The organism is Akkermansia sp. N21116 (assembly GCF_029854705.2).
Classification (GTDB): Bacteria; Verrucomicrobiota; Verrucomicrobiia; order Verrucomicrobiales; family Akkermansiaceae; genus Akkermansia.
The window spans coordinates 23,566-41,032 of sequence record NZ_CP139035.1 but is presented as its reverse complement, the minus strand read 5'-3'; the positions used below and the strand labels follow the sequence as shown (position 1 = coordinate 41,032).

General features: G+C 49.6%; 10 protein-coding genes and 1 tRNA gene. 4 read left to right on the top strand and 7 right to left on the bottom strand.

Annotated elements, in window-relative coordinates:
• Positions 1-13: 13 nt before the first annotated feature.
• Complete coding sequence (locus QET93_RS00130) at positions 14-898, bottom strand: farnesyl diphosphate synthase (protein WP_280132563.1); 885 nt, start codon at positions 896-898, stop codon at positions 14-16.
• A 36-nt stretch (positions 899-934) separates the two neighbouring features.
• The gene (locus QET93_RS00125; RefSeq protein ID WP_345786058.1) at positions 935-1,948 is read right to left on the bottom strand and encodes an aspartate-semialdehyde dehydrogenase; all 1,014 of its coding nucleotides are present in this window, start codon (positions 1,946-1,948) and stop codon (positions 935-937) included.
• A gap of 143 nt (positions 1,949-2,091) precedes the next feature.
• Here QET93_RS00125 and QET93_RS00120 point away from each other — a divergent pair, with 143 nt between their 5' ends.
• The gene (locus QET93_RS00120) at positions 2,092-2,790 is read left to right on the top strand and encodes a hypothetical protein (protein ID WP_280126781.1); all 699 of its coding nucleotides are present in this window, start codon (positions 2,092-2,094) and stop codon (positions 2,788-2,790) included.
• A gap of 24 nt (positions 2,791-2,814) precedes the next feature.
• On the opposite strand, the gene QET93_RS00115 is transcribed toward QET93_RS00120, so the two are convergent.
• Entirely contained in the window at positions 2,815-3,540 is a 726-nt protein-coding gene (locus QET93_RS00115) for a GDSL-type esterase/lipase family protein (RefSeq protein WP_280132561.1), read from the bottom strand.
• Positions 3,541-3,677: 137 nt separating this feature from the next.
• Between QET93_RS00115 and QET93_RS00110 the strand changes: the two genes are divergently transcribed.
• Positions 3,678-4,025, top strand: coding sequence for a hypothetical protein (locus QET93_RS00110; RefSeq protein ID WP_280132560.1), 348 nt, complete (start codon positions 3,678-3,680; stop codon positions 4,023-4,025).
• A 122-nt stretch (positions 4,026-4,147) separates the two neighbouring features.
• On the opposite strand, the gene QET93_RS00105 is transcribed toward QET93_RS00110, so the two are convergent.
• Together QET93_RS00105 and trxB are read right to left on the bottom strand one after the other, a co-directional pair.
• Positions 4,148-5,527 (bottom strand): L-serine ammonia-lyase, encoded by a 1,380-nt coding sequence (locus QET93_RS00105; RefSeq protein WP_280132559.1) that lies wholly within the window; start codon positions 5,525-5,527, stop codon positions 4,148-4,150.
• A gap of 41 nt (positions 5,528-5,568) precedes the next feature.
• The gene (gene trxB, locus QET93_RS00100) at positions 5,569-6,498 is read right to left on the bottom strand and encodes a thioredoxin-disulfide reductase (RefSeq protein WP_280132558.1); all 930 of its coding nucleotides are present in this window, start codon (positions 6,496-6,498) and stop codon (positions 5,569-5,571) included.
• A gap of 202 nt (positions 6,499-6,700) precedes the next feature.
• Between trxB and QET93_RS00095 the strand changes: the two genes are divergently transcribed.
• Both QET93_RS00095 and QET93_RS00090 read left to right on the top strand, forming a co-directional pair.
• Positions 6,701-6,775: transfer RNA gene (locus tag QET93_RS00095), tRNA-Val, on the top strand.
• A gap of 131 nt (positions 6,776-6,906) precedes the next feature.
• Positions 6,907-7,974 carry a site-specific integrase gene (locus QET93_RS00090; protein WP_280132557.1) on the top strand — a complete coding sequence of 356 codons (1,068 nt, stop codon included), beginning with the start codon at positions 6,907-6,909 and terminating at the stop codon, positions 7,972-7,974.
• Here the strand turns inward: QET93_RS00090 and QET93_RS00085 are convergent.
• Positions 7,971-15,035, bottom strand: coding sequence for a hypothetical protein (locus QET93_RS00085; RefSeq protein ID WP_280132556.1), 7,065 nt, complete (start codon positions 15,033-15,035; stop codon positions 7,971-7,973). The two genes, QET93_RS00090 and QET93_RS00085, sit on opposite strands and share 4 nt — an antisense overlap.
• A 21-nt stretch (positions 15,036-15,056) precedes the next feature.
• Positions 15,057-17,456, bottom strand: a complete 2,400-nt coding sequence (locus QET93_RS00080; protein ID WP_280132555.1) for a putative peptidoglycan-binding domain-containing protein — start codon at positions 17,454-17,456, stop codon at positions 15,057-15,059.
• Between the last annotated feature and the right edge of the window lie 11 nt (positions 17,457-17,467).

Below are 17,467 nucleotides of genomic sequence, written 5' to 3'. Positions count from 1 at the left end.
AGTGGAAATTAAATTAATTCTTACGGTTGAGGAGGTAATCCGCCAGCTGGACGAGGCGTTCTTTCCGGGATTCCGGGAACATGGACAAAGCATCCATGGCAGCCTGAGTAAGGCGATCGGCTTCCTTCCGGGCGCCCTCCAGGCCGAGGAGGGCGGGGTAGGTGGATTTTTCCGCATTGGCGTCTTTGCCGGCGGTTTTACCGAGTTCTTCAGTGGTGGCGGTGACGTCCAGAATGTCGTCGACGACTTGAAAGGCCAACCCCAGATTATAACCGAATGTGGTGAGGCTCGCAAGTTGTTCCGGGGTTGCGTTGGCCGTCATGGCTCCGAAGCGGAGCGCTGTGGTGAGCAGGGCAGCTGTTTTTCCTTCGTGAATGGCACGAAGTTCAGGTTCGGTGAGCTTTTTGTGTTCCCCTTCGAGGTCGAGAACCTGGCCGCCGATCAATTTGACGCTGCCTCCGGTGGAGGCAAGTTCGACGATGAAGTCCTTGACGGAATATCTTTCCGTCGGCTCGACCCTGGAGAGCATGGCGAAAGCCTCTGTCAGCAGAGCGTCTCCGGCCAGGATGGCTATTCCTTCGCCGAAGACTTTGTGGCAGGTGGGTTTGCCGCGCCGCAGGTCGTCGTTATCCATGCCGGGCAGATCATCATGAATCAGGGAATACGTATGCAGGGTTTCTACGACACAGGCGGGAAGGAGGGCATCTTCTTCCCTGCCTCCGCACGTTTGGGCAGCTGCCATGCAGAGGACGGGACGGAGCCGTTTTCCCCCGGCAAAAATACTGTACCGCATAGCTTGGTGAATGGTAGAGGGTACCGTCTCTTCCGGAGGGAGGAGGCGGTCCAGTTCTCGTTCGACCATTGTGTTGCAGTGTGCGATGTATTCCTTGAGATTCATGACGGGTTGGGATTGGTGGGCTAGTTTGCCGTTTTGTCAGTCGTGCTTGACGAGCAACTCGGCGATCTGTACGGCATTGAGCGCCGCTCCCTTGAGAACCTGGTCTCCGACGGCCCAGAGGTTGAGGGCGTTGTCGATGGCGAGGTCTTTGCGGATGCGTCCGACGAGGCAGATATCCTGGCAGGTTGTGTCCAGAGGCGTGGGCCAGGTGGAAGTTGCGGGATCGTCTTTGATGGCGATACCAGGCATGCCGTCATAGGCTTTACGGGCTTCTTCGACGCTAACCGGTCGTTCGAATTGGGCTATGGCCGAGATGGAGTGAGATCTATATACGGGGACGCGGACACAGGTGCAGGTGACCTTGAGATCGGGCAAGGAGAGGATCTTGCGGCTCTCGTTGAGCATTTTGAGTTCTTCCTTGGTGTACCCGGTATCCGTAAAGGAGTCGATTTGCGGGATGACGTTGAAGGCGATCTGGCAGGGGTAGACGCTGGGAGTAAAGGGGTGACCGTCCGCGATGGCGCGCACCTGGTTTTCCAATTCGGTAATGCCGTGCTGACCGCTACCGGAAACGGCCTGGTAGCTGGAGGCGATGATCGTCTTGAGGCCGAACTTGAGGTGCAGTGGATAGAGGGCCATCAGGGTGATGATGGTCGTGCAGTTCGGATTGGCGATGATATTGCGCGGGTGGTTGAGAGCTGCTTCCGGGTTGATTTCCGGAACGACGAGAGGAACATCGGGATCCTGGCGAAAGGCCGAGGAATTATCTACCACGACACAACCGGCCGCTGCGGCTATCGGAGCGAATTGACGGGAGATGTCGCCGCCTGCGCTGAACAGGGCGAGATCGACTCCTTCAAAAGAATTCTCCGTGAGTTCTTCAACGGTAAGCATCTTGCCCCGGAAGGATACTTGTTTGCCTGCGGAACGGGCGGAGGCCAGAAGTTTCAGAGATTTGAGCGGGAAATTGCGATTTTCGAGACAAGAGAGAATTTCGACGCCAACCGCACCGGTTGCGCCCACAATTGCGACGTTCATTGCTTGAGTCATAGTTCCAGGTCGGAGGGGGTAATATCCGTCCGCACGGGAAGTGTACAAGGATGAGGCTGATTGGCAATCCGATAGCGCGCCCCTCATGAATTTTTTCTTTCCCCTTGCATTGACATCTAAATCCTTGTGTGGATAGTTGCTGCATGTCGATTCGCCCTATTGGTATTGCCGTTGCTCTGCTGGCGTTTTCCTGCGTGTCCCATGCCTCCCATGTCGTTTTGACGGGAGGTCCTGCCCTGAAACGTTGGGAACAGTTAAGAATCAAACCGGATCGCCATGACAACTGGTGGGCGAATTTTGTTCGCGCTTCGACAATTCGCATCGCTCAAATCCAGCAGAAAAACCCCAAGGCGAAAATTACCTGGATTGTGTACCGTCCCGGTTATGAGACGCGTGCCCGCGAGGATGGCAAACCGTACGTGCAGTGGATTAATGACCTGGCTTCCAAATACAAGGTGAACATAAAGTGGGTGAAAAGCGCCGATGAGGCAATTTCCACGTTAAATGCAGTGCCGAGAGCTCGGGGAGAGAAAGTAGAGTCTTTCTATTACTTTGGCCATTCCAATGCCTATGCGTTCATGCTGGACTATGGCAATGAGATTATGGCGGTTTCCATGCAGTGGATTCATGAAACCGATCTGGAGAAGATCAAACCCGGAATTTTCCAGTCTGATGCCGAATGCTGGAGTTACGGTTGCTACACGGGAATGAGCATGTCCTACTGGTGGAACAAGTTGATCGGGATTCCTCTGTGGGGAAATACAAAATCAACCTATTATGCCCCCGTCTCCAACGGCTATCTGCCGGAAGGCGGAGGCAAGTGGGTTAATGGCGCCCAGTAGTGGGATCCAGGAGATATATTCTGTCTACTTTTGCTTATGAAGTAGTGGGAGTAGGGCATCGGCCCATATTTGGTAGCCTGCTGCAGTAAGGTGGACATGGTCTTTGAAGAGGCCTTCCTTTTGAGTCCCGTCCTCGTTGAGCATTTTGTCATTCAAGTTCAGGAAATCGGAATAAGGCAGATTTAATTTGGCAAGCTTGGCGTTGATTTCATCGCCTTGCCGGCGATGAGGAGTTGCTGGGTCGTTGCCGTAAGGCGTTACTCCCATAAGGATGAGGTGAGTCAGCGGGAATTTTCCCCGAATGGCTTTGCAGACGGATTCGATACCTCGGACGATGTCGTCCGTTTTTTGTTTGGCATCCCATTTGCCGATGTTGTTGGTTCCAAGCAGGATAATGCAACACTTCGGTGGAGTTGTTGTTTTAAGCCCGGTATCCTTGATGCGCCAGAGGACATTGTCCGTACGGTCTCCGCTGATGCCGAAGTTGACGGCTTTCATGGGGAGAAAGGCAGATTGCCAAATTTGCCTACCCTCCCGTTCCCAGCATTCCGTGATGGAATCACCCACAAAGAGGATATCGCATGGCAGCTCTTTCAACTGGCGTTTGACTTCCCGGGTTCTTGCCGGTACCCAGTGACTGGTGTTTTCCGTAGGGCGTGTTGCCGGGATGATGGGTTCGGAGGCAAGGGAGGATGAAGCCAGGAATGCAAGTATGAGTGGGTTTAGGACGGGAAGACGCGGAATTTTCATGGTTTGACGAGGGAGAATATTTCTGTGGTAGAGAGAAAAAGACAGAAGTTTTACCAATATAGTCCGGTGTTCCGACTCGTCAAGTTGCATGAACGGTCGGGATCATGGAATGATGCGAATGAAGCTTGACCGGATGGATGAGAAAAAATGCAGAGGGAGCCTTAAAAAAAGAGAGACATCCCGACTGGAGTGGAGTAAAGAGAGATAACCTTTCAAAAGAAAACATCCAGTTTATGAAAAAGTATATATTCCTTCTGCTTGCTGCAGCCCTTTGCGCTCCTGCCTTTTCTGCCGATAAGCCCGTCAAGAGGATGACCCCCGCTGAAAAGAAAGCGGCAATGCTTGAAAAATACGACGTGAACAAGAACGGTCGTCTTGATCCTGACGAAAAAGCAAAGATGAAGGAAGAGCTCAAGAAGGCTAAGGAAGAAGCTAAAGAAGCTCGCAAGGCTGCCGAAAAAGAAAAGGAAGCTTCTGCTGAATAAAGCTTTTCGATTATTGTATTTCCGTGGCCCGGTTTTCCGATTAGGAAACCGGGCCATGTTGCATATGGGGGGATGAGAAGAATGAAAAGGTCGTTCTTTTTCTCTTCGTAACTCTAGAACCCTTAGCAATTGACGACATTGACGGCCAATCCGCCTTGTGCGGTTTCCTTGTATTTGGACTGCATGTCGCGGCCGGTGTCCAGCATGGTACGGATGGCCTTGTCCAAGTGGACAAAGTGGTCTCCGCTCCCGCGCAGGGCAATGCGGGCAGCATTGAGAGCTTTGACCGAGGCGATGGCATTGCGTTCGATACACGGGATTTGGACGAGTCCACCGATGGGATCGCAGGTGAGCCCAAGGTTGTGTTCAATGCCGATTTCCGCAGCGTTTTCCACCTGTTCCGGAGAACCTCCCAAATATTCTGTCAGGGCGGCGGCTGCCATGGAACAGGCGACTCCTACTTCTCCCTGACAGCCGACATCGGCACCGGAAATGGAAGCGTTTTTTTTGTAGAGGATCGCGATACCTCCGGCCGTAAGAAGGAATCGCTCGACGGGATCGTCGTACGGGGATGAGCAGAACTTCGTCGCGTAGTTGAGGACGGCGGGAATGATCCCCGATGCTCCGTTGGTCGGAGCAGTGACGACGCGTCCGCCGGCTGCATTTTCTTCATTGACGGCAATAGCGTAGAGGTTGACCCAGTCCAGAATGGAAAGAGGATCCTGCAATTGGGCTTCGCCCCGGATGAGGAGGGTTTTGCGCAGTGCTCTGGCTCGTCTGGGTACATGGAGGGGGCCGGGCAATGTTCCGTTGGCTGTCAGTCCGTTTTTGATGCATTGCTGCATCGTGTGCCAGATGTGGCGTAGTTGCTTGCGAACTTGTTTTTCGGATTTGCAGACAGACTCGTTGGCAAGGACAATGTCCGAGATGGGGACTCCGGAATCATGTGCCATCCGGACAAGTTCATCTGCAGAGGAATAGGGAAAGGGATAGGTAATGTCCGGAGTATCCTTCGGGTTTCGCAATTCCTCTTCCGTCGAGATGAAACCACCTCCTGTGGAATAAATGACCATTTCTTCCACAGGTTTTTCTTCGGCATCAAGTGCCAGGAAGTGCATGCCGTTAGGGTGAAGAGGCAAGGGGGTGAAGTTGCTCAGGTCAACATCTCTGGAAGGGATGAACTCAATAGTTTTGCCGGGAGCCAGGGTTAGTTCCCGAGTCCGGTCGAGCTCGGCAATACGGCCCGGAATGGTTTTGGGATCAATATCTTCCGGCAATTCTCCCAGGAGACCCATGATGATAGCCGTGTCCGTACCGTGTCCGTGTCCTGTGGCGGACAGTGAGCCGAAGCATTGGCAGAGAACACGGGAGATCTGCCCCAATGACGGAGATTTTTGAATTCTGCTCAGGAACCGATTGGCTGCCCTCATCGGCCCAACCGTGTGGGACGACGAGGGCCCGATGCCGATATTGAACAGTTCGAAGACGCTGTAATGGTTCATGGAGAGGGTAAAATGAGCCTCTTGAAAGAAGGGAACGGCAATTAATGTCCCATGATATAGCGTTCCGCTTCGATGGCTGCGGAACAACCCATGCCGGCAGACGAGATGGCCTGGCGATAGTGGGGGTCGGCTACATCGCCGGCGGCGAAAAGTCCGGGAGTCTTGGTTGCCATGAGCCCGGGAGTCCGCATGATGTATCCGGCGGAATCGCGATCGACGAGATCTCCGAGGAAGGAACTGTTCGGTGTATGGCCGATGGCCATGAAGACACATTTGAGAGGGAGCTCGGAGGTTGCTCCTGTCCGGGTATCGGTAAGGATGGCTCCGTCTACTTCTCCCTTGTCATCCGTTATGTAACCGGAAATGACGGAATTCCAAACGGGAGTGATCTTCTCGTTTGCCAGCGTTCGTTCCGCCATGATTCTGGAGGCACGGAGAGTGTCCCGGCGGTGGATGAGATAGACCTTGGAGGCAAAGCGAGTCAGGAAGGCGGCTTCTTCGCAGGCACTGTCGCCTCCGCCGACGACGGCAACGGGAACATCCCGGTAGAAAGCGCCGTCGCATGTGGCGCAGGCTGTCAGGCCGTGACCGATCAGTTTTTCTTCTCCTTCGATGTCCGGGTAGCGTGCGGAAGCCCCTGTGGCGACAATAACTGTCTTGGACTGGTACTCCTGGCTGGATGTCTTGATGGTGAACAATCCTGTCGATTCGTCCTTGATTACGGAAATGACATCTTCATAAGCAAAGCGCGTTCCGAATTTTTCTGCCTGTTCCTGCATGCGGAACATGAGATCCGGCCCCATGATTCCTTCCGGAAAGCCGGGGAAGTTTTCCACTTCAGTTGTTGTTGTCAATTGACCGCCGATTTGGGATCCCGTGATGACAAGCGGAGTCAGGTTGGCCCTGGCTGTATAAATGGCAGCTGTGTATCCGGCGCAGCCGGCTCCAATGATAATGACGTTTTCGCTCATGATTTTCCTGTCGTTTTACCCTGTATCATAGAGCCTGTCCGGGTATTGACGAGCCAAAAAACTGCCATCGCATATCCCTAATCGCGGCATGGAATCCTTCCGAATGAGATGAGTTTCCCGGGGTAAATCGATGTCTTCTTGGATGATTTTTCTTGCCAAGTAGGATGATCGTTCGTATAAGCCCTTCACCTTCCAGTTTCATGCAGGGATAGCTCAGTGGTAGAGCGGCTGTTTTACACGCAGTTGGTCGGGGGTTCGAATCCCTCTCCCTGTACCATCATAAAGCCCGTAAGTTCAATGACTTGCGGGCTTTTCCTTTTTCTGGAAAATCGCATTGGCTGTCCGTAGGGCTATCCGTAGTAAGAGAAAATCATTGCAGTTTTCCCACCAGGACGCCATATCCTGTCTATGCGAATACAGCTTGAATCGACAGACTACGCGCACCTCTACCGGGAAAAAACGTCGGGCATCTATTACGCCAGAATAGACCTGAATCGGAAAACTGTCCGTAAATCGCTACGGACAGCCGTCCTCACCGAAGCAATTGCCAAATTGGCAACCTTCCTTGAACAGTCCGGAAACGAAACAACCGCCATGATTGAAAGCATGTCCTGGTTCATGTCTGTTGACACGTACATAGCACGGCAGGAACTTCGGCCAAATCTCAAACCACGCGCCCTAGATTCAATACGTTTTTTCGCAAACCATGCAAGAAGGCTCGTCGAACACGACAAACCCGCAGAATCAATAACGCCTCAAATGTGCCGGAATTGGTGGAAGAATGTCTCTCAATCGTGCTCGCCACGTACAGCAAACGGGATCCTTTCCACCGTAAGAAATATTTTCGGCATGCTTGTGGAAATGAAAATCGTCAATTCGGATCCCTCCGCAAAACTTGATCACCTGAAAGTTCAGCAAACATCATTCAACATCCCCAGCAAGGAAGACTTTCGGGCAATACTCGAAGAAATCAAGCGTGCACAATTTTTGTCAGGCTACAAGGGAGAATACGTCTATTCACAATCTACCGACATGGTGGTATTCCTCGCTTACTCCGGCCTCAGAATCGAAGAAGCCAGACGCCTTCTCTGGAAAGACATTGGCGCGGAATCAATCTCCGTCCCGGATATCAAACACGCCACATCAAGACGCACGCTATACATCAACCCATCCTTGCTTGAAGTCATTGAATCAATCAGAAGCCATACCCCGGATGCAACACAGGATTCCCATGTGTTTCCGATTGATCGCCCACGGAAAGCCCTCACAAACGCCTGCAAACGCCTCGGGTTGCCTCATGTCCGAGTTCACGACCTGCGCCACTTCTTCGCCACGTCGTGCATTGAAGCCGGCATAGATATCCCCACAGTTGCAAAGTGGCTCGGCCACAAAGACGGCGGAGCCCTTGCCATGCGCGTTTACGGACACCTCCGCGACGCGCACAGCAAGGAACAGGCATCGAAGCTCAGATTCTAGTTCGCAAGATGCGAGTCTGAAATCTCAGTTGCCGTCTTCACTGGATTCATCAGACTTCCTGTTAGCGTCATGTACTGGCCGATTGCTTGAGTTGTCTTATTGCCAACTCCACCAAGAGCACCACCGACAACACCAAAGAAGCTACCGAGGCGAAGTGTCTGTTCAATGAAATCACCGGAAGAATAATCCTTGTCGTCTGTAGCCATATTAAACAGTTTCTCTCCAGCTCTCCACCCACGCTTGACGTCAATCAAAGCACGTCCGGCAGATCCAGTGTACACCTTCATACCCATCTGGCTTGCAAGATACTCGAAGCCCTCGCCTATCAGAGGCATCCCGGAAACAGGGCCAGCCAAAGCCGCTCCGAGATAACCCCAGAATGTGCGTTCATCCCATTCATCAGGATCGTCCTTCATGAAATCAATCATGGCTCCAATTAGAGCATTGGCAAAACCATAGACGAACCACACCTGAAGAGCCTTTTTCCACTTCCCTTGCTTGAATAATCCGTAGATTTTCGCTGTCTTGTTGAAGTTCTCAGACATCATGTAGAATAGAACATGTCCAAATGCACCCCGGTTCAATTGGCCGAACGACTTGTCAGACCATTCGATGGGCTGTGCAGAGTGTAGCGATTGACGAACGGCAGCCCACGCCTCATCTTTCGCCAACTCTTCACTCATGCCTGCCTTCTTCGCTTTTGTGTACTTGATATTCCAAAGAGCAGCGGATCCTACAGCATTCGTGTAGGCATCAATATGATCCATAAGATCCATGCCAAACATGTTGGCAGCTTCCGCGAAAGAATAAACCTCATCATTCCCCAGCTTGGACATTCTCTCTGTATCGATCTTTCCAAGATCTCCGCGCTTGCGAGTATCAATCTCCATCCGCTTGTACATCTCCCAAACACTCATCTTGGCTGTGTTGTTCCTCATCTTGGCAATGGTTCCAACATAATCCATAAACCCGATACCTTCAGCACCAATCCAGGCATTAAGCACACCTGGAAGCTGCTTCATGAGGGTTTCGATTCTGAATGCAAGGATTGCCTTGGATTGCCCTGACATCAAACGGTTGAACAAATTGTTGTAATGTCCAACAGATTGCCCTTGTGTCTTTCCAGCGCGTTCGAGCAAATCAACCCATCGACGCAACCGGGCAAGATCCCCCTTTCCAAGGTTTACCAAGAGAGATTCAGCGACAGCCTTGTCTCTCAATAATGCCCGCCAGTCTTCAATGATGCCATGCATGTGATACCAGTTGTCAGTAAGATCCGTTGCTTCCCAGAAAATAGATAAAGCTCCGACGCTTGTATCGACCGTCCGGTTGTGATCAGTACGTTGTTTCATCCATCCGGTATTCTGCCCCTTGGTAGTCGGAACACCACTAATAATATCTGCAGCGTCCTCATCCGTCATTCTATCCGCAGCAACATACCGGGCTGGGTAATAGTTTTCCACTCTCGGGAACGGAACCCCGTATTCTTGCTGATATGGTTCTGCTATCTTGTCGCCCTGCTTCTTCAGCAGATCGCGCAACATGCGGCCAATCTCATACCCTTCTTTCCCGACATACTTTCGGAGTTGGTCAACAACCTCCGGCGTATATCCCTGAATCCTCATCTTTTCAGCCTGGTCAGGTTGCTCGCACTGCAAGATGATGTACAGTGCATTATCTCTACTCAGCACAAGAGACGGCGTCTCCACCGCATCATATTCGGTCATCGCCGAAATATGACTCCTCACCCTGGGATGCTTCCCTTCCGCTTTCTTGGTCTCTGTTTCCTCCTCATACTTGTTGAGCTTGTTGATGATCTCATCAATCGTAGTCATCGAGATATATTCCTGGCCGGTCTCCCACCTGCGGTCAGCCCACGCGGAACGTTCCTTCTCCGTCATGTCTCGAAGTTCCCGGGCTGTCTCTATCGCCACATTAACGTTTTGGCGAATCTTCCCAGTCTTCCTGATCCCGGTATCGTGACTTTCCTTGAACCACGTCATCCAGGCAACCTGGCTTTTCATATTATTTCTCTTCAGGAATTTTTCCGTGAGAACCTTATCGTAGATAGCTTGGACATCCTTCCCTCTCTGGTCTTTGTCTGCCCACATGGCTGTAAATGCTTCCGTCTGACGAGAACGCATGGCCTTCATGAAGTCTTTGATCCCTGTAATATTCTCAAGACGGTTCAAGAGATTATCCATGTTTTCAACAAAGTCCGGGAGATTTTTAAGAGCTGACCAGGTGCGTTTATACTCCTCATTGGCTTCGCGCAAGCTGTTTTCATGGACTTTCTTGCCGGACGAATCAAATGTCGATACGATCTTACGGAAGACAGCCTTGCGTGCCTCGCGTTTAGCTGTGGCATTCGCCTTCCACGCCTCCCGTTCCTTGCGGATATAATCTCTCAGGTTGTCGGATAAAATAGCAAGTTGCCCTGCGTCCATGCCCTTGATATTTCCGTACAATTCCACTCGCACAAGATCGTCCCTAAGATCATCAAGTTCCGCCTGCGTGGTATCATCCATCTGATCCGGATTCTCTTTTTCGATTCTATCAATCTCACTCGCAACGGACTTGATTTCAGACTCCTTCGCTTCCGCTGTCATATTGAGCAACGGCACAACATGATCACTAAGGTAGCTGTATGCTTCATAGGAGATTTTTCCCTTCTGCCTCTTTCCTTTCTTCACCTTCACGGACAAGACAGACTCAAGCATATCCTGGATATTGCGCTGCATGTCTTCGCGCGCCAATTGGTTCAGCTTTTCTGTTGCATCCTCCAGAGTGGATTCAATAAGATCCCTGAGCTTGCCTTCCGCCCATGCTCGTTTAGCTTCATCAATTTGGTCGCGCATGGTTTGATTGAACACCTTATTAATAGGTGCTCTGTCTGCTGCTCTGCCAGCAACGTTTGAAGCAATGCCCGCAGTCACTTCCATATCTTCGCGATTTTCACTGATCGCCTCAGAAAGCCCTCTTTTTATTTCTCGTCTGGCCGCGCTGTTAATGTCGGCTGTTTTATCAATTTTCCCAGTAGTAGCCAGTTCTGTAAGTATCTGGACACGATCAATAATTGGCTTGATTCTGCCTCGCTTCCCAACCGGCAGATACATTAACGCTGTTTTCAACAACGTCATGTTTCGTCCCAATGAAGCGAAGAACTGTTCCTGATCTGTTTCTCCGTTGTAACGTCCCCAGGTTGCAAGGTCTGATTGGATCTCCGAAGCCAGTTTATTAACAACCTTCAGGGGGGCGATACGATCAATAGTAGCCCTGTTGACAAGGCTATTGAGGTTCTCTGAAATGGAGAAGCTTGCCGGCATAGTTCCCCCGTCGTCGAAATGAAGCGTGACATCATTAATGTTGACAGAGGAAGATCCTTGAGGTAGAGAGAAAACATCTCCTCCACCAGCGAAATGGGACGGCAGAGCGACATTTGCTGTCGATCCTGGACCAAGGTGCGCGGTGTCGCTTTCCGCGTTTGTAGAAAGGTACTTTTGTCGAGTATCCCTCTGGTTTTTACCAGATGTTCGCTCTACAAGGGGGAGTTTCCTTCCTTTTGGTTTTTGTTTTTGATTAACTAAATAAGCTGTTGTAATTGAATAATATCCATCTTCTTCCACAAGTTGCAGAATCATCCAGGAAGACGGCCTTTTTCCTTTTACTAGCAATTCGCGGCCAGGGGTAATTTCCCACAGTTCACTTACATTTTCTAGAATATCGGACAAGTATTTTTCGGGAGAGGTATGTTCCCATAGCCCATCCAAATCCCGCGATGCCGCAATATGGGTTAATCCGTATCCTTTATGAAGACTTTTGTCATTACCAATAAGCAACCTGACAGGCATTTCCTTCTGCCCCTTGCGTTCAGGGATTGAAAACCAGTTCGGGTTTCCGTCCGGTCTTGTTACAAATGTATCTGGAGAAAGAACCTTCCCTGTATTATCCAAAGCCATCACGGAATAAGTTATTTTATTCCCACCTACTTCCTTGATGATTTCATTCGCGTCAGCCCTTCCTTGTTCCTCTCCTTCCCGGAGCCAGTATTGCTCAACGTGGCCGGATAGGTTATAGACTGTCTTGATAAAGTCTTCTCCAACAGGAACAGCCTCGCCAGCCTTTCTCCGTGTTTCCAGCTCATGGATGCCATTCCCAAGATCAAGCAATGCCTTAGCTGAAGAAACCCACTGGCGCACCATCATCAGGAAATCCTTCAACCACTGGGGAATATTCATCGTATTGGAGCGGTAAAGAATATCACCCTTCGCCAGCATCGACATCGCCTCAATAACCTTGCTCTTCGTCACCTCCCCTGTAAGCAAATCCTCCCCAGGCTTCAAATATCCCATCTCATGCAAGTAATCCTGCGTCTTCCTGATATTCTCAGCGTACCAATCGATTCCATGCTGAGTATTCCCCATGTCTTCGATTAGATGCGTTTCAAGCACCTCTTCCAGAAGTTCAGTCGTCGTTACCTCCCCCTTGTAATACCTGATCAAAGTCTGCCCATTCCTCATTGCCACACGGTACGCCCTGGATGCTGTGTTATCGGCATTTTTGATTTCACCACGTTCGACAGCAAGATCGATACGATTCTGCAAAGTATCTGCATTCGAGATAGCCTGTTGATAGGTCATTTGTGTCCCAAGATCTGTAGCCTGATCATTTGGGTTGGCTCCTTCATCAATACGCAACCGGGCAGCATCAGCCAGCTTGCGAGCTGTTTCCACTGTCTCAGCTTCCCCCATATCCTCAAACACAAACCTTCCAGTTCCTGCGAATTTCCCAATGAGTTTCTCCACAGAAAAATCATTCGCCGCCTCAATCATGCGCTGACGGATACCCTCACTCAAAAGCTCCTGCATCCGAGCGGTTGCTTCCTTCTCTCCCAGTTCAACAGAAGTCCATTCCGTGGTTCCATTAATCTTTGTTCCAGTTGAAAACCTCCATTGTCCATCTCCAAGATCTTCAACCTTCGGAAGATTCAACAACTCAACCTCTGCCTGATACGCCTTCGATTGAGACAACCAGGAATAATCATCCTTCATGCTCTTGAATCCTTCCTGGACATTGCTGAGCTGAGCATTCCTATCATTCTGATTCTGGATAGCTTCGAAAATTCCACGTGCCTTTTCGATGGGATCCGCCACATCAGCTAGTCTATCAGCTTCGGTTTTGTCGATTCCGACGCCCATAATCTGAGCTGACGTAATACGGGAGATTTTCGCCTCCCTGGCAAACGCCGGTATCTGAGCACCACCGGCAACAGCCCCGAAAACAAGCATCTGAAGCCCCAGTTCAGGATCTGCCGCTGCCGCGATTTGATCCTTCCAATCCTGAACGGTCATCCCATTACCAGAACCGAACAGCCTGGCAAGAGCCGCATCCATAGGAGCCTGCAAAGTTGGCTGGATAAACTCTTCCATCCATTCCGAGCCTCCGGCTGCCGCAGAAGCGGCTCCAAACCGGAGCGCGGCATTCCCATACATACCTTTGGACAAAGCATTGCGGAATCCGCCAGCGTAACCGGCGAACCGGCTTATTCCTGGAATGCCTCTCATCAGCTTGACGGTACGAAACAGGCTTTCACCACCAATTCGTTCGACCGCTACTTCTGTTGCTCCTGCAATCCCCCCGCGCAGAATTGATTCAAATTCACCTATCCCATCTCCCCTCAATTCATTATACCTGTCAGAAGACAATGCTGCAAATGTACCTACGCCGCGAGTTCCAAGAAACATTGCCGTTTGAGCGGACATCTTGCCTAGCCCGTCAAATAGCCTGCGTATAGCACCAGCACCATCAGGAGATTCAGCAAGCTGAGCGCGAATATTTTTAATTGAACTCATAAGCTCAGCGCGTTCCTGAGTTCTTGCTGTTCGATCGACATATTTTCCATTTTTATCTCGGACAACATAGACGGGCATATCACCACTCCCATGAAGTTCATGAATTGTATCTCCTTCTTCGAGATCGCCAATGGAAGAGTGCCTTGAAAAATCAACAACAGAATCAAACATGTTTCCCATTGTTCTTGCAAATGGAGAGACGATAGCGGTGCCGTCATTTCTTGTTCGTGTTGCCTGAAGTTGGTATGCACCCATTAAAATATCAAACGCCATGGGATCCTTCTTGCGGAGATCATCAAGCGACCTCATTGCCTTGTATGGATCCACATCTATAATCCCCTTCTGGTTATCGCCAAGCTTTTCCCTGGCAAGCTTCGTATGATCCACAACAAGACCACGCCCCTTGACAACGCCGGAATACTTCCCTCCTGAGTTTGCTTTCAGTTCATCGGCCTTTGCTTTAACGTCATCTTCCGAGACAAATTTCAGCGGCACGCCAACAGAGTTCGCCCAATCGCGGGCGTTCTGAATGCTCTTCGCCCATTGCGATCTCATCCCGCAATTTTCAATCGCAAAATTCTTTTCCTCCTCTGTTAATCCCTCGACTTTCTCCAAAGCTTCAAGACACGAAGCACCTGAAACCATCGCTTCAAAAAAACTGGGGCTTTTGTCTGCAAATGATTTTGCTGTTTCGCGCGCCTTCTTTTCAGCCTCTACAATAGGAGCCCGCTGTTTAAGATAGTGGCTCCAGATTTCAGGTGTAGTCAATACTCCTGTTTTGTTGATATCGTTGTACCTCCATCGAGAATCAGCATCATTGTCACCAGGCTTTGAATACATCAGCTCCAAAAGTTTATTGCCGCCAAGCCATCTCCTGTCTTCTTCGTCGGCCTCTTCCCATTGCTTGACATACTCCGCACCCAAAACATTCTTTGCTTTCTCTTTCGCTTCAGGAAACTCATTCCAGTCTCTGGCTAGGGCATCCAAAGTTTCAAGTTTTCTCTTTTTTGAAAGAGCATAGAAATTTGCCGCAGGGCTGATGCCATTGGCCAACAGTTGTTTTTGGTTGTAATCGACAATAGAATTTCCCAAAGAACGTGCTATTTCATTATTTTTGTCGTGAATGCCATTAAAGGTTTTCAGCGCATCGTTGAAGTCATCGTCATTGTCGATACTTGGAGGATTCAGAATCAGCGGATTGTTTTGCATGTTGTGAATTGTTTATATTGGTTACGCCATGTTGCTTGCCTGGCCATAGGCATTATTGTTTCGATTAATCCATCCTTGAAGGAACTTGCGTTTCTCTGGATTATTAGCCGCAATGGATCTATATAATCCTTCTCTTGAGTCTCTAAGGGCATTGAGAAGATCTCCTTCAGAATGAGATGAAAGGTATTCCTTGATAGCTTGAATTGTCCCTTGACCAAACTTCCGTGAATCAGGAATGCCAAGCGCGCGATGAACAACTCTTGCAACTCCGTATTCGCCTCCATTGAAATACATGTCACGGAGGAAGTAATCGATGCCAGACGATTGGACACCGGCAGATTGAAGAACATCTCCAACTGGTTTTGTATATGATGCAATATACCGTTGCGCTTCATCTTCGGCCTCCTGATATTTCCCGGAATCCAGCATTTCCTTTAACTTGGAAAACTCCTGGGGGTGGCTCCCATTGTTGATCCCAGCAATTTCATGAGTACCTCCACCGTCACCAGCCGGAAGCTTGTAGACCGTAAGATTTCCATTCTTATCTCTGCGAGCTTCATTGCCAATAATAAGAGACGAAGTAGACTTCACTTTCTTTTTCAATTCCTGCTCTTTCATCAAAGCGTCTGTATTGCCGTTACGTATCGACATATTGACCTGGTATGTATTACGTAGATCGTAATATCCTTTTCTGGCGATTGCATAAGACATCTTAGGAGTATCTCCTTCACATGTCCCAACAACACGGAATCGACGATAATGTTTATTGTCAAACGTTGCTTCCACAACTCCGTTTTCCTTGTCGAATCCTTCCATCATAGACTTGGGAAGAAGGATTCCTTCCGGCAAATCTTTCTGTTTTGCATCAAACCCAAGAGTAACCGCCTGTGGTTTCTCCATCGATCCGAAAACATCACTTGCCGGAATGGTTGCTTTATTGGAATTAACCCACTGAAGAAACTTGTTTTCTTGAAGTTGTTCCATTTGGAGAGCGGCATCGTCAAGATTCTTAGCATCATTATCCAACCCAAGATCTTGATTGCCTGTTAGCCGTCTTGCAATAGAGAACATGGCTTCTTGTTGCCGGACAGGAGACGCATCAATCCCTTCTTGCGTGGATCTCCAAGCATTGAATTCTTCAGAAATTCTTCCACGAAGATTGTCGGATATTTCCTTTCTTTTCCAATTTTCATAAGCAATTCTTGCTTGTCTCGCAGAGAGATTGTCTTTTATTCCGGCGATTTGCCCGAATCTCTTCCTCATTTCTCCTGAATTAACAGGATGTTTTATGTCTATTTCCCACAAGGATTCATCAACCTTGCCATCTTTAACATATGTAGAAATAGCCTTGTCATATTCTTTTTTATCAATCAGCAGTCCCGTATTCTGAATTCTATCCAAGATGCGTTCTGTGTCGATTGTCTTGCTTTTCAGATTCTTCCGCTCTGTTTCCGCTGCTGACCACTGGCTATTCAGGAATTCCTTCTCAAGCCCTAGCATTTCGTAACGTTTGATATACTGCTGCTTCCGAACAGCCATATCGATATCGTTCCAATTCGGATTAAACGCCCTGGCTTCCACGGCGGCAGCACGGTTGATCTCATCGATAACCTCATTTAGCCTCCCTGCTTTCTTGTAACGATACCAACGAGCTTCCTGTTCTGTAAAAAGTCCGGTATATTCTGGTTCAGTGTCTTCTCCCTTTTTGGAAGAAGAAGCTTTTTCCATTACAAATGATTTGTAGAAGCCATCCCGTAAAACGTCATCTCTTCCGCTTCGGATTTTTTGTCTCAGGTTCTCCTGTTCAAGAGGAGTAAATAAGTCATTCAATTTCCCATCGTTTAGTAGATCATAAAGACGCGTTGGATTATCGACTGTCATGTTGCGATAGAAATCCTTATCTTGAGTCAGCTTGATACTCCTGTTTGAAAATTCCTTTTGCTCAGGAGTGAAGTCTGTCCTCTCGCTTACAAGACGTTTGGCCTCATCGTAGTTCTGCGATTCGATGGCGTACTTGTAAGCGGATGTCCAACTTTGATCATAAAGATTCCGTGCGGTTCCCGACGCCTTGTCAATCACCCGAACATGTCCGTCTCCCTGACGGTTGCGCAAAACAAGCTCGACGTCATACCTGTCTTCCTGCGGAACATTCTTCAGTATGGAATCAATATACCGGTTTGATCTATTGATATAGTCTTCCTCCCATTTGTCCGTATCCTGGCGATTGTTGTACTCGGCATCCAGCTTCGCCATGAAGGCGTCATAGTTGTTCTGTGCGCCAAGAATCGTACCCTTGCGGGCGGCATCGCGTTCCTCTTTCCGCATCTTCTCGATTGCATCAAGGCCATCCAGCATGCCCTTTGACAACTTGCCGATTCCTGATGCAATTGCCTGCTGCCCGTCGTGGATAGCCGCAGGCATGCGAACCTGCA